This window comes from Salipiger abyssi, assembly GCF_017311415.1.
In the GTDB taxonomy this organism is placed as follows: Bacteria; Pseudomonadota; Alphaproteobacteria; order Rhodobacterales; family Rhodobacteraceae; genus Salipiger; species Salipiger abyssi_A.
Genome location: NZ_JAEKIS010000020.1, coordinates 48801 through 69445, shown reverse-complemented (window position 1 = coordinate 69445; position 20645 = coordinate 48801). Strand labels below are relative to the sequence as shown.

General features: G+C 67.2%; 22 protein-coding genes and 1 tRNA gene. 15 read left to right on the top strand and 8 right to left on the bottom strand.

From position 1 onward, the window contains the following. The first annotated feature begins 3 nt into the window (after positions 1 to 3). From radA to I6N89_RS21000, 8 genes are all read left to right on the top strand, one after another. The gene (gene radA / locus I6N89_RS21035) at positions 4 to 1368 is read left to right on the top strand and encodes a DNA repair protein RadA (protein WP_207020381.1); all 1365 of its coding nucleotides are present in this window, start codon (positions 4 to 6) and stop codon (positions 1366 to 1368) included. A 39-nt stretch (positions 1369 to 1407) separates the two neighbouring features. Then, positions 1408 to 1980, top strand: a complete 573-nt coding sequence (locus I6N89_RS21030) for a CvpA family protein (protein ID WP_207020380.1) — start codon at positions 1408 to 1410, stop codon at positions 1978 to 1980. Positions 1981 to 2221: 241 nt separating this feature from the next. Continuing rightward, the gene (purF, locus tag I6N89_RS21025) at positions 2222 to 3691 is read left to right on the top strand and encodes an amidophosphoribosyltransferase (RefSeq protein WP_207020394.1); all 1470 of its coding nucleotides are present in this window, start codon (positions 2222 to 2224) and stop codon (positions 3689 to 3691) included. Between the two features lie 144 nt (positions 3692 to 3835). Beyond that, entirely contained in the window at positions 3836 to 4099 is a 264-nt protein-coding gene (locus I6N89_RS21020) for an amidophosphoribosyltransferase (protein ID WP_207020379.1), read from the top strand. Between the two features lie 32 nt (positions 4100 to 4131). Beyond that, positions 4132 to 4779, top strand: coding sequence for an SDR family oxidoreductase (locus I6N89_RS21015; protein ID WP_207020378.1), 648 nt, complete (start codon positions 4132 to 4134; stop codon positions 4777 to 4779). Positions 4780 to 4926: 147 nt separating this feature from the next. After that, positions 4927 to 5712: a 5'/3'-nucleotidase SurE gene (surE, locus tag I6N89_RS21010; protein ID WP_207020377.1), complete on the top strand. Its 786-nt coding sequence runs from the start codon at positions 4927 to 4929 to the stop codon at positions 5710 to 5712. Further along, a complete protein-coding gene (locus tag I6N89_RS21005) occupies positions 5709 to 6353 on the top strand; it encodes a protein-L-isoaspartate(D-aspartate) O-methyltransferase (protein ID WP_076704150.1) in 645 nt (214 codons plus the stop codon). Before surE ends, I6N89_RS21005 begins: the two co-directional genes overlap by 4 nt. Positions 6354 to 6414: 61 nt before the next feature. After that, a complete protein-coding gene (locus I6N89_RS21000) occupies positions 6415 to 7629 on the top strand; it encodes a LysM peptidoglycan-binding domain-containing M23 family metallopeptidase (RefSeq protein WP_207020376.1) in 1215 nt (404 codons plus the stop codon). 158 nt (positions 7630 to 7787) lie between these two features. Here I6N89_RS21000 and I6N89_RS20995 read toward each other — a convergent pair whose 3' ends face one another. From I6N89_RS20995 to I6N89_RS20980, 4 genes are read right to left on the bottom strand one after another with little or no spacing between them, the layout of a single operon-like run. Then, positions 7788 to 8585 (bottom strand): ATP-binding protein, encoded by a 798-nt coding sequence (locus I6N89_RS20995; protein ID WP_236016763.1) that lies wholly within the window; start codon positions 8583 to 8585, stop codon positions 7788 to 7790. Positions 8586 to 8626: 41 nt separating this feature from the next. Continuing rightward, positions 8627 to 9613: a twin-arginine translocase subunit TatC gene (gene tatC / locus I6N89_RS20990; protein WP_207020374.1), complete on the bottom strand. Its 987-nt coding sequence runs from the start codon at positions 9611 to 9613 to the stop codon at positions 8627 to 8629. After that, positions 9610 to 10092 carry a Sec-independent protein translocase protein TatB gene (tatB, locus tag I6N89_RS20985; RefSeq protein WP_207020373.1) on the bottom strand — a complete coding sequence of 161 codons (483 nt, stop codon included), beginning with the start codon at positions 10090 to 10092 and terminating at the stop codon, positions 9610 to 9612. Before tatB ends, tatC begins: the two co-directional genes overlap by 4 nt. A 3-nt stretch (positions 10093 to 10095) precedes the next feature. Further along, complete coding sequence (locus I6N89_RS20980) at positions 10096 to 10311, bottom strand: twin-arginine translocase TatA/TatE family subunit (RefSeq protein ID WP_076704134.1); 216 nt, start codon at positions 10309 to 10311, stop codon at positions 10096 to 10098. A gap of 210 nt (positions 10312 to 10521) precedes the next feature. On the opposite strand from I6N89_RS20980, the gene I6N89_RS20975 reads away from it, so the two are divergent. Further along, the gene (locus I6N89_RS20975; protein WP_207020372.1) at positions 10522 to 11193 is read left to right on the top strand and encodes a helix-turn-helix transcriptional regulator; all 672 of its coding nucleotides are present in this window, start codon (positions 10522 to 10524) and stop codon (positions 11191 to 11193) included. A 169-nt stretch (positions 11194 to 11362) separates the two neighbouring features. On the opposite strand, the gene I6N89_RS20970 is transcribed toward I6N89_RS20975, so the two are convergent. Both I6N89_RS20970 and I6N89_RS20965 read right to left on the bottom strand, forming a co-directional pair. Next, positions 11363 to 11938 (bottom strand): YceI family protein, encoded by a 576-nt coding sequence (locus I6N89_RS20970; RefSeq protein ID WP_207020371.1) that lies wholly within the window; start codon positions 11936 to 11938, stop codon positions 11363 to 11365. Between the two features lie 137 nt (positions 11939 to 12075). After that, positions 12076 to 12315, bottom strand: coding sequence for a hypothetical protein (locus tag I6N89_RS20965; RefSeq protein WP_207020370.1), 240 nt, complete (start codon positions 12313 to 12315; stop codon positions 12076 to 12078). 264 nt (positions 12316 to 12579) lie between these two features. Between I6N89_RS20965 and rpsF the strand changes: the two genes are divergently transcribed. Genes rpsF through rplI form a run of 3 tightly spaced genes read left to right on the top strand, consistent with a single transcriptional unit; the run spans position 12580 to position 13826 of the window. After that, positions 12580 to 12936, top strand: a complete 357-nt coding sequence (rpsF, locus tag I6N89_RS20960) for a 30S ribosomal protein S6 (RefSeq protein WP_207020369.1) — start codon at positions 12580 to 12582, stop codon at positions 12934 to 12936. A gap of 25 nt (positions 12937 to 12961) precedes the next feature. Continuing rightward, positions 12962 to 13189, top strand: a complete 228-nt coding sequence (gene rpsR / locus I6N89_RS20955) for a 30S ribosomal protein S18 (RefSeq protein WP_008328567.1) — start codon at positions 12962 to 12964, stop codon at positions 13187 to 13189. A 13-nt stretch (positions 13190 to 13202) separates the two neighbouring features. Continuing rightward, entirely contained in the window at positions 13203 to 13826 is a 624-nt protein-coding gene (gene rplI / locus I6N89_RS20950) for a 50S ribosomal protein L9 (protein WP_207020368.1), read from the top strand. 234 nt (positions 13827 to 14060) lie between these two features. Here the strand turns inward: rplI and tig are convergent, their stop codons facing one another. Beyond that, positions 14061 to 15392: a trigger factor gene (tig, locus tag I6N89_RS20945; RefSeq protein ID WP_207020367.1), complete on the bottom strand. Its 1332-nt coding sequence runs from the start codon at positions 15390 to 15392 to the stop codon at positions 14061 to 14063. 195 nt (positions 15393 to 15587) lie between these two features. Between tig and I6N89_RS20940 the strand changes: the two genes are divergently transcribed. The 3 genes from I6N89_RS20940 (at position 15588) to I6N89_RS20930 (ending at position 19505) form a co-directional block, all read left to right on the top strand. After that, positions 15588 to 15661: transfer RNA gene (locus I6N89_RS20940), tRNA-Gly, on the top strand. A 101-nt stretch (positions 15662 to 15762) separates the two neighbouring features. Continuing rightward, positions 15763 to 16893, top strand: a complete 1131-nt coding sequence (locus I6N89_RS20935) for a metallophosphoesterase family protein (RefSeq protein WP_207020366.1) — start codon at positions 15763 to 15765, stop codon at positions 16891 to 16893. Then, positions 16890 to 19505, top strand: coding sequence for an AAA family ATPase (locus tag I6N89_RS20930; protein WP_207020365.1), 2616 nt, complete (start codon positions 16890 to 16892; stop codon positions 19503 to 19505). The genes I6N89_RS20935 and I6N89_RS20930 overlap by 4 nt, the downstream gene beginning before the upstream one ends. A 56-nt stretch (positions 19506 to 19561) precedes the next feature. On the opposite strand, the gene I6N89_RS20925 is transcribed toward I6N89_RS20930, so the two are convergent. Beyond that, the gene (locus tag I6N89_RS20925) at positions 19562 to 20644 is read right to left on the bottom strand and encodes an ABC transporter ATP-binding protein (RefSeq protein WP_207020364.1); all 1083 of its coding nucleotides are present in this window, start codon (positions 20642 to 20644) and stop codon (positions 19562 to 19564) included. Between the last annotated feature and the right edge of the window lies 1 nt (position 20645).

The window sequence follows — 20645 nt, the reverse complement described above, 5'->3', positions numbered from 1 at the left end:
GGCATGGCGCGCGCATCCTCGAATTTCGTCTGTCAGTCCTGCGGCAACAGCACTTCGAAATGGTCGGGGCGCTGCGAAGCCTGCGGCGAGTGGAACACCATCGTGGAAGAGGCGCCGCTTTCGGACGGACCCACGGGCAAGACGCTCGGCCAAGCCAAAGGCCGCGCCGCGAAGCTCACCGATCTCAGCCATCCCGAGGCGCCGCCGCCGCGCACCGCCTGCGGTATCGGCGAACTCGACCGGGTGCTGGGCGGCGGGCTGGTGCCGGGCTCGGCCATTCTTGTGGGCGGCGATCCGGGGATCGGCAAGTCGACGCTGCTGTTGCAGGCAGCGGCGGCCTTTGCCAATGCCGGGCTCAAGGTGATCTATGCCAGCGGCGAGGAGGCCAGCGCCCAGGTGCGCATGCGCGCGCAGCGGCTGGATCTGGCACAGGCGCCGGTGAAGCTCGCCGCCGAGACCAATCTGCGCGACATCCTCACCACGCTGGAGCAGGAAAAGCCCGCGCTCGCCATCGTCGATTCGATCCAGACCATGTGGGCGGACAATATCGGCTCCGCCCCCGGCTCGGTGGGACAGGTGCGCGCCGCCGCCCATGAGCTGACGAGCTTTGCCAAGAAGCGCAACACATCGGTGATCATGGTGGGCCATGTCACCAAGGACGGCCAGATCGCCGGCCCCCGCGTGGTCGAGCACATGGTCGACACGGTGCTCTATTTCGAAGGCGAGCGCGGCCATCAGTTCCGCATCCTGCGCTCGGTCAAGAACCGCTTCGGTCCCGCCGACGAGATCGGCGTCTTCGAGATGACCGGCGCAGGGCTCTCCGAGGTCGGCAACCCCTCGGCGCTGTTCCTGTCGGAGCGCGGCACGCCTGCCCCGGGCTCGGTGGTGTTTTCCGGCATCGAGGGCACGCGCCCGGTGCTGGTGGAATTTCAGGCGCTTGTCGCCCCCTCGCCGCATTCGCAGCCCCGCCGCACGGTGGTGGGCTGGGACGGCGGGCGGCTGGCGATGATCCTCGCGGTGCTGGAGGCGCGCTGCGGCATCCCCTTTGCCGGGCTTGACGTCTATCTCAATGTCGCGGGCGGCATGAAGGTCGGCGAGCCAGCGGCGGATCTGGCGGTGGCGGCGGCGCTTTTGTCGGCGCGTGAGGATGTGGCCCTGCCGCCCGAAACCGTGGTATTCGGCGAAATCAGCCTCTCCGGCGCGCTGCGCCCGGTGGGCCAAACCGAAAACCGGTTGAAAGAGGCGCAAAAACTTGGTTTCTCCACGGCCATTCTCCCGAAGGGTGGAAAGGCCAAGGGCGGCGACATGACGCTCACCGAAATGGCCGATCTGGCCAGCGTGGTGGGCGAGGTATTCGGCGCCGGGTAAGACGCTCGAACAGACAGGATCGGCAAGGGACGGGAACGGATGGAAGGTTTCACTATAGTGGACGGCGTGGTGGCCGTGGTCATCGTGCTCTCGGCGCTGCTGGCCTATTCGCGCGGCATCGTGCGCGAGACGCTGGCCATCGCCGGCTGGGTCGCGGCGGCGTTTCTGGCCTATGTCTTCGCGCCGCAGGTGCAGCCGCTGGTCAAGGAAGTGCCGGTGATCGGCGAATTCCTGACCGACAGCTGCGAGCTGTCGCTGATCGCCGCCTTTGCCGCGGTGCTGGCGCTGGCGCTGGTGGTGATCTCGCTCTTCACGCCGGTCTTTTCCAGCCTGGTGCAGCGCTCGGCACTCGGCGGGCTCGACCAGGGCCTGGGCTTTCTCTTTGGTGTGGCGCGCGGCGTGCTGCTCGTCGCCATCGCGTTTTTCGTCTACGATACGGTGATCACCGCGCAGGATATCGCGATGATCGACGATTCCCGCTCCGCGGCGGTGTTCTCGCGCTTCACCGACCGGATCGAAGAGCAGAACCCCGAACAGGCGCTCGGCTGGATCACCCAGCAATACGAGCAGCTCGTGTCCGTCTGCCAGGCCCCCGCCGGCAACGACGCCTGACCTCCGGCCCCACAGGACTTATTGAACGCGCCCGCCAGCCCGGGCGCGTTTTTCTTTGATGGGGCCGCGCCCCCTTGATTTACGGGCTCATGCGCCCCACTTCCGGACCGCGGCTGACACAAATGCAACGCTGCAATGCAGCGGGCCAATGTGATCCTTCCGTGACATACCCTCGTCATGTCAGTATGAGGAGGCGACTTCCCCAATACCGGATTCGGAGCTGCCCTTGTCCGAGCGCCAGATGCCACCCGCCCATCCCTTCGATTTCGACGCAATCGAGGGGGACAAGCTGCATGAAGAATGCGGGATCTTCGGTGTCATCGGTGTGACCGATGCGGCGAATTTCGTAGCCCTCGGGCTGCACGCGCTGCAACATCGCGGCCAGGAGGCCGGCGGCATCGTCTCCTACGCGCCCGGCGAGGGTTTCAACTCCGCCCGCCGCTTTGGTTATGTGCGCGACAATTTCACCAAGCAGTCGCTGATGGAAACCCTGCCCGGGGCTCTGGCCATCGGCCATGTGCGCTATTCAACCGCCGGCTCCAAGGGCGCCGCGATCCGCGACGTGCAGCCCTTCTTCGGCGAGTTCTCCATGGGTGGCGCGGCGATTGCCCATAACGGCAATATCACCAATGCCGAGGCGCTGCGCCGCGAGCTGATCGAGCGCGGCTCGATCTTTCAGAGCTCTTCGGACAGCGAATGCATCATCCATCTGATGGCGCGGAGCCTTCAGCGCGATATCCCCTCGCGCATGGAAGACGCGCTGCGCCGGGTCGAGGGGGCGTTTTCCGTCGTCGCCATGACCCGCACCAAGCTGATCGGCGTGCGCGATGCGCTCGGTGTGCGCCCGCTGGTGCTGGGCAAGATCGGCGACGGCTGGTGCCTGAGCTCGGAAACCTGCGCGCTCGACATCATCGGCGCCGAATATGTGCGCGAGATCGAGCCGGGCGAGATGGTGGTGATCACCGACGAGGGCGTCGAGAGCACCCGCCCCTTCCGCAGCCGCAAATCGCGCTTCTGCATCTTCGAGCATGTCTATTTCTCGCGCCCCGATTCGATCATCGGCGGCCGCTCGGTCTATGAAACCCGCCGCCAGATCGGTGTGGAGCTGGCCCGCGAGGCGCCGGTGGAGGCGGATCTGGTCTGCCCGGTGCCCGACAGCGGCACGCCGGCGGCTATCGGCTATGCGCATGAGAGCGGCATCCCCTACGGCATGGGGATCATCCGCAACCAGTATATGGGCCGCACCTTCATCGAGCCCACCGAGCAGATCCGCAACATGGGCGTGCGGCTCAAGCTCAACGTCAACCGCGCGCTGATCAGGGGCAAGCGGGTGATCCTGGTCGACGATTCGGTGGTGCGCGGCACCACCTCGCGCAAGATCAAGGAAATGATCCTCGATGCCGGCGCGGCAGAGGTGCATTTCCGCATCGCCTCGCCGCCCACCGCCTGGCCGTGCTTTTACGGCGTCGATACGCCGCAGCGCGAGAAACTGCTGGCGGCGACCATGTCCGAGGACGAGATGTGCGAGCATCTCGGCGTCGACTCGCTGAAATTCATCTCGCTCGACGGGCTTTACCGCGCCGCCGGCGAAGCCGAGGGCCGCAACGACAAGGCGCCGCAATATTGCGATGCCTGCTTCTCGGGCGAATACCCGGTGGAGCCGGCGGACATGATCGAGAAGGGCTTCAAGCTCAAGACCGCCGCCGAATAAGCGCCCTTCCGCCGCCGTGCGGGCGGCGGGCCGCCCATGACGGAACTGTCACGGCAGCGTGACGGCTCGCGGTCTTTCTCCGACATGGGCGCAGCTGATATCCGCCTGTCTCCATTTGCAACAACGCAAGAGACACGCGCCATCATGGCACAGGCACAAACCCCTCAGGCCGTCGCGCAAAGCGCGACCACTTCTGCCCGCATTCCCAATCGCGGCCCGCTGCTGCTGGGCACTTTCGGCAAGGACAGCGCTCCCGAAGCGCTGGTCCGCCTGCCCGGCGGGCGCACCGAGACCGTCAGCGTCGGCGACAGCGTGGCCGGTCTGCGGGTCGTCGCCATCGACACCGGGCGCATCGCTCTGGCACGGGGCAGCAAGGCCGCATGGCTGGAGCTGCCGGGCACGCGTTGACAAAGCGCACCGGGCGCGGCAATGGGGCGGGCATGACCGATCAGATCGCCATCGTTACCGGAGCCTCGCGCGGCCTGGGCTTCGCCCTCGCCGAGGCGCTCGCGCCCGCCTATCACATCGTCGCCGTCGCCCGCACCGTGGGCGGGCTCGAGGATCTCGACGACCGCATCAAGGCCAGGGGCGGCGACGCCACGCTGGCACCGATGGACATCACCAAGCCCGAGGCCATGGCGCAGCTCTGCCGTGCGGTCTACGACCGCTGGGGCGGGGCCGCGCTCTGGGTGCACACGGCGATCCACGCAGCCCCGCTGGCCCCCGCCAGCCATCTCGACGTGAAGGACTGGGAGCGCTCGGTCGCCACCAACCTCACGCCCATGGGCTATCTCATCCCCTATATGGCGCCGCTGCTGGGCGAGCACGGCCAGGCGCTGTTCTTCGAGGACGAGCACGCGGGCGAGAAATTCTACGCCCATTACGGCACCACCAAATCCGCCCAGATCGCGCTGGCGCGCAGCTGGCAGGCGGAAAGCGTCAAGACCGGCCCGCGCGTGCAGATCCTCGCGCCGGAGCCGATGAACACCACCACCCGCATGCGCTTTCACCCCGGCGAGGACAAGGCGGCGCTGGCCACGCCCTATGCCGAGGCCGCCCGCCTGCTCGCCGAGGCCGGGCTCGCCTGAGAGCGGCCCCGGCCCCTTCATCTTTCCGGTAAATACTCAAAAAAGCCACGCCAGCGCGCGCATCGCCCCGGCAGCCGGGCGATCCGGCCTCCGCCGCTTGCCCCGCGCGCGGACTTTCCCTATTCAGGCGGAAAGACAGGGGCTTTCATGCGCATTCTCATCACCAATGACGACGGCATCAACGCCCCCGGGCTGAAGGTGCTCGAAGGCATCGCCGCCGAGATCGCCGGCCCGGAGGGTGAGGTCTGGACCGTGGCGCCCGCTTTCGAGCAGTCCGGCGTCGCGCATTGCATCAGCTACACCCACCCGATGATGATCGTCGAGATGGGCCCGCGCCGCTGGGCCGCTGAGGGCAGCCCCGCCGATTGCGTGCTCGCCGGCATCCATGACGTGATGAAGGACGCGCGCCCCGACCTGGTGCTCTCCGGCGTGAACCGCGGCAACAACTCCGCCGAGAACGCGCTCTATTCCGGCACGTTGGGCGGCGCGCTCGAAGCCTCGCTCCAGGGCATCCCCGCCGTCGCGCTGTCGCAATATCTCGGGCCCGAGACGCGCGGGCTGGAGAACCCGTTCGAGGCGGCGGCCACCCATGGCGCCGGCGTCCTGCGCAAGATCCTCGCGGCGCAGGACGAGGCGCAGCCCGGCTATCGTCTCTTTTGGAACGTGAATTTCCCGCCCGTCCCCGCCGACCGCGTGCAGGAAACCCTCCTCGTGCCGCAGGGCAAGCGCCAGGGCACGAGCTTTACCACCGAACCGCACCTGTCGCCCTCGGGCCGCCGCTTCCTGTGGATCCGTGGCGGCGACCAGCGCGCCGAGGCCTCCGCCGGCAGCGATGCCGATGTCAATCTCGCCGGCCATATCTCGGTGACGCCGATGCGTGCGGATTTCACTGCCCATGACACCCTGTCCGCGCTGAAGGACAGCTTCGCATGAGCTTTGACGCCGACGCCAAGATGCAGTTCCTCTTCGCGCTCCGCTCGCACGGGGTGACCGAGCGGCCTGTGCTCCAGGCGATGGAAAAGATCGACCGCGGCGCCTTCGTCAAAGGCTATTTCACCGAACGCGCCTATGAGGACATGCCGCTGCCGATCCCCTGCGGCCAGACCATCTCGCAACCCTCGGTGGTGGGCCTGATGACCCAGGCGCTGAAACTGAGCGGGCGCGAGAAGGTTCTCGAGATCGGCACCGGCTCGGGCTATCAGGCGGCGATCCTCAGCCAGCTCGCCCGCCGCGTCTATACCGTCGACCGCCACCGCCGGCTGGTCGCCGAGGCGCGCGCCGTGTTCGAAGCGCTGGATCTGGCCAATATCACCGCCTTCACCGCCGATGGCAGCTTCGGCCTGCCCGATCAGGCGCCGTTCGACCGGATTCTGGTCACCGCCGCCGCCGAGGATCCGCCCAGCCCGCTCTTGGCCCAGCTGCGGATTGGCGGTATTATGGTGCTGCCGGTAGGGCAGTCTGACGCCGTTCAGCATCTCATCCGCGTCACGCGCACGGAAGAGGGCTATGACTACGATGAGCTGCGCCCCGTGCGCTTCGTACCGCTGGTGGAAGGTCTGGCCAAGGACAGCTAGAGCCGCCGGCGTTGTTTTACGTGACGTCCCGGAGACAAGGGGCGCATCTGAGGATATCGAGATGGACAGCAGATCCCTCCCCCTTCGCTTTGGCGCGCCGCTGGCCTTTGCCGCCGCGCTCGGCGCCTGCTCGGGACCGTTCGACTATGACATGCGCGGCCGGATGGGCGGCCAGGTCGACACCAGCCAGGCGGCACTGGCGGCGGTGGCGGACCGGCCCCAGCCCGACGATCGCGGCATCATCTCCTATCCGAATTATCAGGTCGCGGTGGCCCGGCGCGGCGATACCGCGACCGATCTGGCCAATCGCATCGGCCTGCCCGCCGGCGAGCTTGCCCGTTACAACGGCATCCAGCCCGACGACCGTCTGCGCGCCGGAGAGATCATTGCCCTGCCCCGCCGGGTCTCGGAACCCTCGCCCGCCACCGGCGCCGCGACCACCGGCCCGATCCGTCCGGCAGCCGAGGTCGATATCACCACGCTCGCCGGCAACGCCATCGACAGCGCCCCGGCGACCGCCCCCGCCCAAACGCAGCAACCGCAGCCAGAGGTGCGCATGCAGAACGGCGTCGAGCCGATCCGCCACAAGGTGGCGCGCGGCGAGACCGCCTATACAATCGCGCGGCTCTACAATATCACCCCGCGCGCGCTGGCGGACTGGAACGCGCTCGACAGCGATTATTCCCTGCGCGAAGGCCAGTATCTGCTGATTCCGGTGGTGGAAAAGCCCGCCGCAAGCTCCAGTGAAGCCGCGGTCACACCGCCGCCGGGCGCCGGCTCGCAGACGCCCGAGCCGCCCTCTGCGTCGCAGCCGCTGCCGAAAGACGAGCCCTCGGTGGCCGAAAGCGCCGCCGCCGCAGCGACAAGCAACGCGAAGCCTGTGGCCAATATCGGCCAGAGCCAGAGCGCGCCAAGCGGCAGCTCTTCGGCAAAGATGTCGATGCCGGTCAACGGCAGCATCATCCGTGAATATGCCAAGGGCAAGAACGAGGGGATCGATATTTCCGCCTCTGCCGGCACCGCCGTCAAAGCCGCCGCCAGCGGCACCGTGGCGGCGATCACCACCAATACCGACAATGTGCAGATCCTGGTGATCCGCCATCCCGACGAGGTGCTGTCGATCTACACCCATGTGGATCAGCTCAGCGTCCAGAAGGGCGATGCGGTGAGCCGTGGCCAGAGCATCGGCAAGGTGCGCGCGGGCGACCCGAGCTTCCTGCATTTCGAGGTGCGCAAGGGCTTCGACAGCGTCGACCCGATGACCTATCTGCGCTGACCTCGCTCGGCGCGTACCCCATCAAGGAATGTCCGGCTCCGGTGGCCGGATTTTTTTGAGTATTTTCAGAAAGATGAAGGATCAGGGGCGCTCCCGGAGGCGCTTTCGTCTTTCTTCAACTGCTCATATGCGCCGTCTGGAGAGGCAGCGCGGCGGGGCTACCCCAGTGCCACGCCCCTGCGGCCCGCCAGATCGGTAAAGAACTGCCAGGCGACACGGCCGGAGCGCGCGCCGCGGGTTGCCTGCCATTCGATGGCCTCGGCGCGCAGCTCGTCTTCTTCCACCGTGACGCCATAGGCGGCGCAATAGCCCCGGATCATCGCGAGATATTCGTCCTGCGAACAGGGGTGGAAGCCCAGCCAGAGCCCGAACCGGTCGGAGAGCGAAACCTTCTCCTCGACCGCCTCGGACGGGTTGATCGCCGAGCTGCGTTCGTTCTCGATCATGTCGCGCGGCATCAGATGGCGGCGATTGGAGGTGGCGTAGAACAGGACATTGTCCGGCCGGCCTTCGATCCCTCCATCAAGAACGGCCTTCAAGCTCTTGTAATGCTGATCGTCATGGGAAAACGACAGGTCGTCGCAGAACAGCACAAACCGCTTGTCGGAGGCACGCAGCAGGGTCAGCAGCCGCGCCACCGAGCCCAGATCCTCACGTTGCAGCTCAACCAGCTTCATATCTTCACCTTGCGCACGAATTTCGGCGCATACCGCCTTGACAAGGCTTGACTTTCCCATCCCCCGCGCGCCCCAGAGCAGGGCGTTGTTCGCGGGCATGCCACGGGCGAACTGGGCGGTGTTCTGCAACAGCGTGTCGCGGGTGCGGTCGATTCCCAGCAGCAGCCGCAGCGGCACGCGGTTGACCTGCTCCACCGGTTGCAGCCGGTCGGGATCGACATGCCAGACAAAGGCCTCGGCGGCGTCGAAATCGGGAGCGGCGAGCGGCGCCGGAGCCATACGCTCCAGCGCCGCCGCGATGCGTTTGAGGGCGGATTTGCTCACTTGGTCTTGTCCTCGTCGTCCGGTTCGCCGTCATCCTCGTCGAACTCCTTGAACATCGGATCGTTCTCGGTGTCCGGCTCGTCCTCGAACCACAGCCCCTGCTCTTTCAGCTCCTTCTCGCGCTTCTTCTCGACCAGGCGGACAAGGAAGATCGAAATCTCGTAGAGCCCGTAGACCACGGTGAACAGGATCGCCTGGGTGGTGACATCTGGCGGGGTGACCAGCGCGGCCAGCACCAGGATCGCCACCACGGCGTATTTACGCACCGAGCCGAGCCCCTCGGAGGTCACCAGCCCGGCCTTGCCCATCAGCGTGAGCAGCACCGGCAGCTGGAAGCAGAGGCCGAAGGCGATGATGAATTTCAGCGTGATGTCGAGGCTCTCGTTCACCTTGCCGAAGAAGGTGATGCGGATGCCCTCGCTGGTCTCGGGCACCATGGCGGGTTCGGAGGCCGCGACACCGGCGACGCCGTCGCTCACCCGATCCGCCGCCGTCGAGAGCAGGTTGGCAAAGATCGACGACACATCGGCAAAGCCGAGGAAGAACGCCATGGCGAGCGGTGTCACCACGAAATGCGCAAAGCTCGCGCCCAGCAGGAACATCACCGGCGAGGCGATCAGGAAGGGCAGAAACGCGCCCTTCTCGGACTTGTAGAGCCCCGGCGCCACGAAGCGCCAGAGCTGGTAGGAGATCACCGGGAAGGCCAGCGCGAAGCCGAAGACCATCGAGATCCGGAACAGCGTAAAGAGATATTCCTGCGGCGAGGTGTACTGCATCGTCGGCGACGGGTCGCCGAGCTCGCGCAGGGTCGCCTCGATTGGCCCCAGCAGGAATTGCAGGATCGGCTCGGCGACCGTGAACGCCAACACGATGCCGATGATGAAGGCGATCACCGAGCGGATGAGCCGCGTGCGCAGCTCGGCCAGATGTTCGATCAGCGGGGCCGAGCTGTCTTCGATCTCGTCATTTTCTGCCTGGCTCATGCCTCACCGTCTTTTTTCAGCGCCGCTTCCAGCTCGGCGGCCTTTGTGGCGGCTTCCTCGGCACGTTTTGCCGCCTGCTCCGCCTCGCGCTTTTGCCGGTCCGCCGCAGAGCGCGCAGCGCTCGCCTCGATCCGGCGCTTGGCGTCCGAGCGCTCGGCATCGAGCGCGCCGGGGTCTTCCTTGAGGCCCGTATCCTTGCGCTCGGGCGTCGGATCGGTCATCGCGCGAGCCGCATCCTTGACCCCGTCAAAGGCCGTGCCCACCGGATTCGTGGCGCTTTTGAAGGTCTTGGCGACATCGCGCATGCCGCTCTCGTCGGCCGCGTCGTTCATCGCGCGCGAAAACTCGCGCGCCATGCCGCGCGCCTTGCCCATGAAGCGGCCCACATTGCGGAAGAGCATCGGCAGGTCTTTCGGCCCGACGACGATCAGCGCCACAATGCCGATGACCATAAGCTCCGACCAGCCCAGATCGAACATGGCTTACGCCTTGTCTTTCTCGTCTTCCGGGGTCACGTCCTTGGCCTCGTCGGCCTTGGCGTCCTCGAGTTCCTTGCCGCCCTCGTTCACGCCCTTCTTGAAGGCGGTGATGCCCTTGCCGACCTCGCCCATGAGGTTGGAAATCTTGCCGCGGCCGAACAGCACCAGCACCACGACGGCGATCAGCAGAAGGCCGGGAAGGCCGATATTGTTGAGCATGTCTCTTCTCCATCTCGCGGGCGCGCCCTGGCGCCCGGCGTTGAACGTCTCCTGTCTTTCTCTAGGCGCTTTCCCGGGGCGCGAAAAGCGGCCAACCGCATCGGCGGGCGGTCGCGGCGGGATATTTCGACCGCTTTGTTGACATTATTCTGTCAGTTGCCCGAGAGTGCCCCGCGTATCCCGATCCGCAGCAGCAAGGCGCCGAATCGCATGAGGAAATCCGACCGTCTCTTTGCCCTGCTCCAGCGGCTCAAGGATGGCCGGCTGCACACGGCGGAAGCGCTGGCGGAGGCATTCGGCGTCTCGGTGCGCACGATCTATCGCGACATGGGCACGCTCGCCGCCTCGGGCGTGCCGGTGACGGGCACGCGCGGACGGGGCTATGCGGCGGAGGCCAGCATCACCCTGCCGCCGCTGAACCTGACGGAGACCGAGCTGGAGGTGCTGCATCTGGGGCTGGCCGCCGTGGGTGCGGGCGCCGGCGAGCTGCCGGAGCTGGCGGAGGCGGCAGAGAGTCTCTCGGCCAAGATCGACGCGGTGCTGCCGGAGGAGGCCAGTCCCGAGCCCGCGAGCTTTGGCTTTGCCGGCGCCGCCTATCGCGAGGCGGCGCAGGGGTTTCGCCACATGCCGGTGTTTCGCGCCGCAATCCGCGCCCGGCAAAAGCTGCGCGTGACGCTAAAGGGGCGCGACGGCGAGCAGGAGATCCGCCCGCTGGAGATCGACTATTGGGGCCGGGTCTGGACCTGCACCGCCTGGAACGAGACGCGGGGCGCGTTCGACCATTTCCGCATCGACCGGGTGACCCAGCTCACGCCGCTGCCGGGGCTTTTCGTCGACGAGCCGGGCAAGCGGCTGTCGGATTACCGCGACCGCCGGCGTTGAGCCCAGGCGGGGCGGGAGGCAAAAAAGCCCCCCGGCAGCGCGACGGCCATCGGGGGGCTCACTCAAAACCCAAAAGTCTTAACGCAATACCCAAACCACTCATCAAAAGAGGTAAAAGCGGCACTCGTCAGCTACGCGAACAGGGTACTCGTTACATACGAATGCGGGGTTATTCGGCTTTCATCGCCTCGACCGAGATCTCGACCTCGACCTCGTCGCTGACATAGGGGGCGAACATGCCGAGTTCGAACTCCGAGCGCACCAGCGTGGTGGTGGCGAAGAAGCCGAGCCAGGGCTTGCCTTCCATCGGGTGATCGCCGGCCTGGTTCAGCGTGGCGTCGAGCACGACGGATTTGGTGACGCCGTTCAGGGTCAGGTCGCCGGTGATCAACGCGGTGTCGTCGCCGGTCACTTCGATGCCGGTGGAGGTGAAGGTGACCATTTCGCTGTCATCTGCGGCGCCGAAGAAGTCGTCGCTCATGAAATGCTCGAACCGCGCTTCCCAGCCGGTCAGCATGGAGCGCACCGGGAAGGAAACCTCCACCGACGATGCGGCGGGGTCTTCGGCATCATAGGAGATCTCGCCTTCGAAACCGGAGAACATGCCGTAGCCGGTCGAGTATCCGAGGTGGTTGTAGGAGAAGACGATCTGGCTGTGGCTGGAGTCCAGCACATAGTTTTCGGGGGCTGCGACGGCGGCCAGCGGGGCTGCGGCCAGCAGGCCGGCGAAAAGGATGGATTTCATACTCGGGCTCCGTGAGTTGGATGACGTTGGTCAATGCCCGAAAGATGGAGGTTTGCCGCGCCGCGGCAATTACCGCTGCTCCCACAGATACTGTTGAAAAATGAACATTGCGTTGCGCGGGTTTGCGCCGTTGCCGCTCAGCGGCCGCCCCGCGCCCCGGTGATGCAGCACAGCCCGCCGATCAGAAAGAACAGCGACAGGCCCAGCTTGATCAGCGCCAGTTCCGGCAGCTGAGACGCGCCAGGCATGAGCCAGAGGCCAAAGGCCGCCACGGTGAGACCGCTGCCGACGACCAGCAGCACCGCGCGCAAGACAAGCCCGAGCGCCAGGCCGGCGGCGGGGGTACGGGGCGGGATCGGTGTGGTATAGGCGGTCATGACGCAGGCTCCTCCGGCAGCTGGGGATCACGGGAATGTGCTTACCCTCGCCAACAAACCCGGCCATATTTCGGCGCGATCCGGGAAAATCGCGGGCGCCATGGCCTCATTTCCGCCCTTCGGCCTCAAGGCTTGATCTCGGCGACCGAGCGTGTATACGGGCGCATCCCTTTGCGAGACCGTATGAACCGCGCAGTCTCTCGTGGGCAGGAGCGAAGGGATCGCCTGCCCTATGAAATGCGCCTTGATAGAAATGGAGCTCACATGCCGCTTTACGAGCATGTCTTTATCGCGCGTCAGGATCTGTCCAACGCGCAGGCCGAGGGCCTCGTCGAACATTTCAGCACCGTGCTTTCGGACAATGGCGGCAAGGTCGTCGAATCCGAGTACTGGGGCGTCAAGACGATGGCCTACAAGATCAACAAGAACCGCAAGGGCCACTATGCCTTCCTGCGCACCGACTCCCCCGCAACCGCGGTGCAGGAGATGGAGCGCCTGATGCGCCTGCATGACGACGTGATGCGCGTTCTGACCATCAAGGTCGACGAACATGCCGAAGGCCCGTCGATCCAGATGCAGAAACGCGACGAGCGTGACAACCGTCGCGAACGCCGCAACTGATACCCTGAAGAAGAGGAGTTAAACCATGGCTGCAAAACCGTTTTTCCGCCGCCGCAAGGTCTGCCCCTTCTCGGGCGACAATGCACCCAAGATCGACTACAAAGACACCAAGCTGCTCCAGCGCTACATCTCCGAGCGCGGCAAGATCGTGCCCTCGCGGATCACCGCTGTCAGCGCCAAGAAGCAGCGTGAGCTGGCCCGCGCCATCAAGCGCGCCCGCTTCCTCGCCCTGCTGCCCTACGCCGTGAAGTAAGGAGATCAGACCCATGCAAGTCATCCTTCTGGAACGCGTGGCCAAGCTCGGCCAGATGGGCGATGTCGTCGACGTCAAGCCCGGCTATGCCCGCAACTACCTGCTGCTTCAGGGCAAGGCGCTGACCGCCTCGAAAGAGAACATCGCTCAGTTCGAGACCCAGAAAGCGCAGCTCGAAGCGCGCAACCTGGAAACCAAGAAAGAGGCCGAAGCCCTCGCCGAGAAGCTGGACGCCCAGCAATTCGTCGTGATTCGCCAGGCCTCCGACGGCGGCAACCTCTATGGCTCGGTCACCACCCGTGACGCGGCCGACGTGGCCACCGAGGAAGGTTTCTCGATCGACCGCAAGCAGGTTATCATCCGTCAGCCGATCAAAGAGCTGGGTCTGCACGAGGTCGAGGTGCACCTGCACCCCGAGGTCATGTGCACGATCAGCCTGAACGTCGCCCGCTCGCCGGAAGAGGCCGAGCTGCAAGCGTCGGGCAAGTCGATCCAGGAACTCGCCGCCGAGGAAGAGGCCCAGGCCGAATTCGAGATCGCCGAGCTCTTCGACGATATCGGCGCAGCCTCGTCGGAAGATTCCGATCTGGTCGAGACCCCCGAGGGTCGTGCCGCGGAAGAAGCCGAGGAAAACTGAGCCTCCACGCTCGTTTTTCCTTCCAAGACATGATGAACCGTGCCGGATCTCCGGCGCGGTTTTTCGTTTGCACGGGTGAAGAAACGCGCCTGGGACCGAGAGCGTAACGCAAGCCGGGTCAGGGTCGACGGAATTGGCTGTGCCGCCCAACAGGCTCATCCCAAACGAAAAAGAGCGGACCGCATGGCCCGCTCTTTCTATTCTGTGCTGCCGGGGTCGCCCCCGGCCCTGCGATCACTCGTCGTCGAGCGCTTCGACGGCGGTCTGAAGCTCTTCCTTGGTGATCTCTTTCTCGGTCACGGTCGCCTGCTCGGCGATGTGGTCGATCACCTTGTCCTCGAAGATCGGCGCGCGGAGCTGCTGCTGCATCTGCGCGTTCTGGCGCACGAAATCGAAGAAAGCGCGTTCCTGGCCCGGGTACTGGCGCGCCTGCGCCATGATCGCCTGGGTCATCTCGGCATCGGTGACCTCGACCTCGGCCTTCTGGCCGATCTCGGCCAGCAGCAGGCCCAAACGCACGCGGCGCTCGGCGAGGGTCTTGTGCTCGTCGGTCGGCTCCATCTCGCCGTGATCGTGGCCGTGATCCTCCGGGTGCTCTTCGTGATAGAGCTGATGCGCGATCTGCTTGGCCTCGGTATCGACCAGCGACGGCGGCAGCTCGAAGCTCACCAGCGTGTCGAGCTTGTCGAGCAGGCCGCGCTTCATCACCTGACGCGCGGCGCCGGTATATTCGGCCTCCAGACGCTCACGGATCTGGCCCTTCAGCGACTCGAGATCCTCGGCGCCGAATTTCTTCGCCAGCTCGTCGTCGACCTCGGCGGCCACGGGCTCCTTGACCGCCTTGACGGTCACGTCGAAGACAGCGGCCTTGCCGGCCAGATGCTCGGCACCGTATTCCTCGGGGAAGGTGACCTCGACGGCTTTCTCTTCCTCGGCCTTCACGCCCACGAGCTGCTCTTCGAAGCCCGGGATGAAGGAGTTGGAGCCCAGCACCAGCGGATAATCCTCGGCGGCGCCGCCCTCGAAGGGCTCACCGTCGACCTTGCCGACAAAGTCGATGACGACCTGATCGCCGTCCTTGGCCTTGGTGCCCTTGCGGCGGTCCTTGAAATCCTGCGCGGTCTCGGCGAGCGAGGCCAGCGCCTCGTCGACGGCGGCATCGTCTGCCTTCACGACCAGCTTCTCGACCTCGACGCCGGAGAAATCGACCTCGGGCACCTCGGGGAGCTTTTCATAGGACATCGCGACATTGACGTCGTCGCCCTCTTTCCAGTCCTCGTTGGTCATCTTGACCTCGGGCTGGAGCGCCGGACGGTCGCCGCTGTCCTCGAAATGCTTGGACATGGCCTCGTCGATCGCTTCCTGCATCGACTCGCCCATCAGGCGCTGGCCGAACTGCTTTTTCAGCAGCGGCATCGGAACCTTGCCCTTGCGGAAGCCCTTCATCTCGATCTCGGGCTGCGCCTCGGCGAGCTTGGCGTTGACCTTCGCGTCCAGTTCCTCGGCGGTGAGGATCAGTTCATAGGCCCGCTTCAGCCCTTCGTTCAGCGTCTCGGTGACCTGCATACCATCTTCCTTGGTTCTTGCGCGGCCCTCGTCGCAGTGCCGCCTCTCTCTGTCGAATTTGCGGTCTTCTATGCGTCCGCGCCCTTACGTGCAAGGCGCATTTGCGCGCCGCGGCGCGGCATGGGCACCTGCCCGCGCGCCGGGCAAAAGACTCCCTTGCCAGCGCCCGATCCGTGCAGTAATCAAACGCCTGCCGCGGGTGTAGCTCAATGGTAGAGCAGCAGCTTCCCAAGCTGACGACGAGGGTTCGATTCCCTTCACCCGCTCCATTCCCCCGCCCGGTCCGATTTCGCCTGCACGCAGAGCCTGCGTTTCGCGACGTGGCCCGCCCTTGCCAAGCGCCCGGCGGACGGGCACAGATTGGGCCGTCATGACCTTCCGCTTCCTGCACAGCTCCGATCTGCATCTCGGCCGGACCTTCGCCAATATCCCCGAGCCGCCCGACGGCAATATCCGTGGCCGCCTGATGGAGGCGCGTCACGCCGCCATCGCGCGTCTGGCCGACGCGGCCCGGGCCGAGGGCGCGGCGCATGTGCTGCTGGCCGGCGACACGTTCGACACCGCCACCCCCTCGCCGACGCTGATCCGCCAGAGCCTCGCCGCCATGGGTGAGGCGGCGGAAATCACCTGGTGGCTGCTGCCCGGCAACCACGACAACCTGCGCGATGCCGAGCCGCTCTGGGAAACGCTGCGCCGCGACGGCCCCGGCAATCTCCGCGCCCTGACCGAGGCCGCGCCGGTGCCGCTCGCCCCGGGCGCCACACTGCTGCCCTGCCCGGTCGCCTGGCGCGCCACCGGCAGCGATCCGACAGCCTCGCTGCCCGCGATGGAAAGCCCCGAGGGCGATCTGCGCATCGCGCTCGCCCATGGCGGCATCACCGATTTCACCGAGAGCGGCGGCGCCATCGCGCCGGACCGCGAGCGCAGCGCCCGGCTCGACTATCTGGCGCTCGGCGACTGGCACGGGCGCATGGCGGTCTCTGACCGCACGCAGTATCCGGGCACGCCCGAGCAGGACCGCTTCAAGCACAACCGCCGGGGCGTCTGCCTCAGCGTGGCGCTCGACGGCCCCGGCGCCACGCCGCAGCTGCGCGAGATCGAGACCGGCGCCTTTCTCTGGGAGGAGGCCGCACTCACCCTGCATCCGCGTCAGGATGCGGGCGCGGCGCTCGAGGCGCTGCTGCCGGCGCGCGGGCGGCGCGATATCCTGCTGCGCGTTATGGCCGATGGCTGGGCCGGGCTCTCTGATCAGCTGGCGCTGCGCCGGGCGGTGGCGCGGCTTGGTCCGGAATTCGCCCATTTCGAGCTGCGCAGCGACGCGCTCGGCACGCAATACGATGCCGCCGATCTCGACGAGATCGACCATGCCGGCGCGCTGCGCCTCGCCGCCAATGCCTTGCAGGAGGAGGCCGAGGATCCGGCCCGCGCCGAGACCGAGCGCCGCGTCGCGGGTGACGCGTTGGTCCGGCTCTATGCCTATATGCACGAGGGCGAGCCATGAGACTGCGCGCCATCCGGCTGGAAAACGTCCGCCGCTTCACCACGCCGGTGACGGTCGAGGGCATCGCCGACGGGCTCAACGTGCTGAGCGAGCCCAACGAGTCGGGCAAATCCACGCTGTTCGACGCGCTTCAGGCGCTGTTCTTCAAACCCCACGGCTCGCGCGACAAGGAGGTCTCGTCGCTGCGCCCGCATGTCGGCGGCGCGCCCGAGATCGCGGTCGAGGTGGAGACCGAGGCGGGCCGCTTCACCATCGCCAAGCGCTGGTTTTCCAAAGCCACGGCAACCGTGCATCAGGGTGACCGGCTGGTGGTGCAATCGGATGCCGCCGAGGCCTGGATCGCCGATCTGCTCGGCGGCCCGGAGGGCGGGCCCTCGGGGCTGATCTGGGTGCGTCAGGGCGTCACCGATCTCGGCGGTGGCAGCACGCGCGAGCAGAAGGCGGCGCTGGAGGCGCGGCGCGACCTGATGTCCTCGATCGGCGAGGAGGTCGAGGCGATGACCGGCGGGCGGCGCATGGATATGGCGCTGGCGCGCTGCCGCGAGGAGCTGGAGCGCTATGCCAGCGGCAAGACCCGCCGCCCGCGCGGCCCCTGGAAAGACGCGCAGGACGCGGTGGCGGCGCTGGAGGCGGAGCAGGCGGCGCTCTCGGCCACCGTGGACGCGCTGCACGAAGCGCTGGCCGAGCGCAGCCGCTCGCGCCGCGCGCTGGCCGAGCTGGAGGATCCCGACGCGGTGGCCGCGCGGCAGGCGCGGCTGGAGAGCGCGCGCGAGGCCATGCGCCAAGCGGAGCGCCATGCGGAGGCGCTGGAGACTGCCAACCGCCGGCTGGAGACGGCGCAGCTCACCCTGGGCACCGCGCGCGACCGGCTGGAGCGGTTCCGTGCCGCCGCGCAGGAGGCAAAGGAGGCAGGCGCGCTGGTCTCGGAGACAGAAGCCAGCGCAGCGACCGCCGCCGAGACACAGGCGGCGCGGCAAAAGGACAAGGACGCCGCCGATACCGCACTCGAGACGGCACAGGCCGCGCTGACCATGGCCGCCGACGCGCATCGCCGCGCCGAGCGTGCGCAGGCCGCCCGCGAGGGCGCCGAACGGCGGCAGGAACTGGCGGACCGCATCGCCCGCGCCGAGCAGGCCCGCGCCACCATGGAGACGGCAAGCGGCGCCATGCGCAGCGGCCCTGACGCCGCCGCCCTGCGGCGGATCGAGGCGCTGGTCGCCGAGCGCACCGCCGCCCTCGCCGCCCGTGACGCCACCGCGACGCGGATCAGCATGCAGTACGCGCCGGGCAAGGCCGGCACGGTGCGCCGCGATGGCGAACCGCTGCCCGACGGCACGCCCCTGCCCCTGACCCGTTCGCAGCGGCTGGAAATCGAAGGCATCGGCACGCTCGACATCCAGCCCGGCGACGGCAGCGCCAATGCCGGCGGGCTGGAGCGCGCCGAAACAGCGCTGCGCAAGGCGCTCGATGCGCTGGGAGTGGAGAGCGTCGAGAACGCCCGCAGGGCGGCCGAGACGCGCGCGGAGGCCAGCCAGAATTTCGACTCGGCGCAGGCGGTGTTCCGCAGCCTCGCGCCCGAGGGGCTCGACCCGCTGCGCACCGCCCTCGCCCGCATTCCCGCGCCGGACGATGACGGCCCCGCCGCCGATCCCGCCGAGACCGAAGCTGCGCTGCGCGCCGCGCAGGACGCGGCCAAGCTGGCGCAGGCGCAGCGCGACAGCGCCGCCGAACGGCTCGCCGATGCCCGCGCCGAAGCGGCGAAACAGGCCGCAGCGCTCGCCGGTCTGCGCGACCGCCTCCAGCGCGCCACAGAGGCACAGACCCGCGCCGGCGAAACCGGAGAAGACGCCCTCACTGAGGCGCTGCAACGGGCGCTCGCCGCCTGCGATGCCGCCGAGGCGCAGCGCGACGAGACCGCGCGCAACGCCCCCGACATGGCCTCCGCCCGGGCCGCACTGCAACGGGCGCAATCGGTCGACACCCGCGCCCGCGACGAGATCGCCCGGCTGACCCCGCTGCTCGCCACGCTCGATGAGCGCATCGCGCGCGGCTCCGGCGAGGCGGTGGAGGAGCGGCTGGCGGAGACCGAGCAGGCGCTTGCCACCGCGCGCGACGACCGCGACCGCATCGCCCATGAGGTCGCGGTGCTGAGCCGTCTCGAATCCGCGCTCGAATCCGCCCGCAACGACGCCCGCGAGCGCTATTTCACCCCGGTCGCCACCGAGCTGAAACCGCTCCTGCACCTGCTCTGGCCCGAGGCGGAGCTGACCTGGGGCCAGGACACGCTGCTGCCGCATGCGCTGATCCGCGCCGGCGCCGAGGAGCCGGTGGATATTCTTTCGGGCGGCACGCAGGAGCAGCTCGCCCTGCTGGTCCGGCTGGCCTTTGCGCGCATGCTCTCGGCGGCGGGACGCCCGGCGCCGGTGATCCTCGACGACGCGCTGGTCTTTACCGACGACGACCGCATCGAGCGCATGTTCGATGCGCTGCACCGTCAGGCGGGCGATCTACAGATCCTCGTGCTGACCTGCCGCCAACGCGCCTTCCGCGATCTCGGCGGCACCGCGCTGCGGCTGCGCCCAGAGGGGCGGAACGGCGGCGCGGCTCTCTGACGCAAAAGCGGGCCCGGAGGCCCGCCTGTTTCCCGCACCCGGCACCTTGGCGCCGCTCAGTCGCGCAGCACCGCCATGCTGCTTTCCTCCCAACCGATCCAGACCGGCGCCTCGCCCACCGACTGGCCGGTATCCGCATCGACATAGGCCTTGAGCGTCGCGCCCTGCGCCTCGTCGACGAGCAGGTCGAGCGCCATGCGACTGCCGAGGAAGGTCTTGCCGACCACCCGTCCCTGCACCGCATTCGCCGTCGCCGGGCGCTCCGCGTGAAAGCCCAGCCGCTCCAGACGCACCGAGGCGGTGATCGGCGTGCCCGGCTGCGGCACCCCACCCGGCGCATGGCCGCGCAGGGTCTGGCCGAACCAGTCCATCACCACAGCATCGCCCTCGGTGCCGCGCAGCTCGCCGGTGAGCAGGTTGGTCTCGCCGATGAACTCCGCCACAAAGCGGCTCGCAGGATGGAAATAAAGCTCTTCCGGCGTGCCGTCCTGCTCCACCCGGCCCTTGTTCATCACGACGATGCGGTCGGACATGGTCAGCGCCTCCTCCTGATCGTGGGTCACGAAGAAGAAGGTCTTGCTGGTACGGCGCTGGATGCTTTTCAGCTCCTGCTGCACCTGCCCACGCAACTTGGCGTCGAGCGCGCCCAGCGGCTCGTCGAGCAGCAGGAGCGCCGGATCGGGCGCCAGCGCCCGGGCCAGCGCCACCCGCTGCCGCTGCCCGCCGGAAAGCTGCGCCGGGTAGCGGTCGCCATAGGCGTCGAGCTCGAGGAAGGACATGATCTCGTCCTGCCGGCGGCGGATCTCTGTCTTGCTCATCCCCTTCAGTTCCAGCCCGAAGGAGATGTTCTGCCGCACCGTCATATGCGGAAACAGCGCGTAATCCTGAAACACCATGTTCACCTGGCGTTTCTCCGGCGGCAGACGGGTCACATCGGTGCCGTCGAGGATGACACTGCCCGAGCTCGGCTGCTCGAAACCACCGAGAATGCGCAGCGTGGTGGACTTGCCGCAGCCCGACGGGCCGAGGAAGGTCACGAACTCGCCCCGGGCGATATCGAGGGTGAGATCGTCAAGCGCCGTGGTGTCGCCGAAATGCTTGGAGACGTTCTGGATGCGGACGAGCGCGTCTGAGGTCATG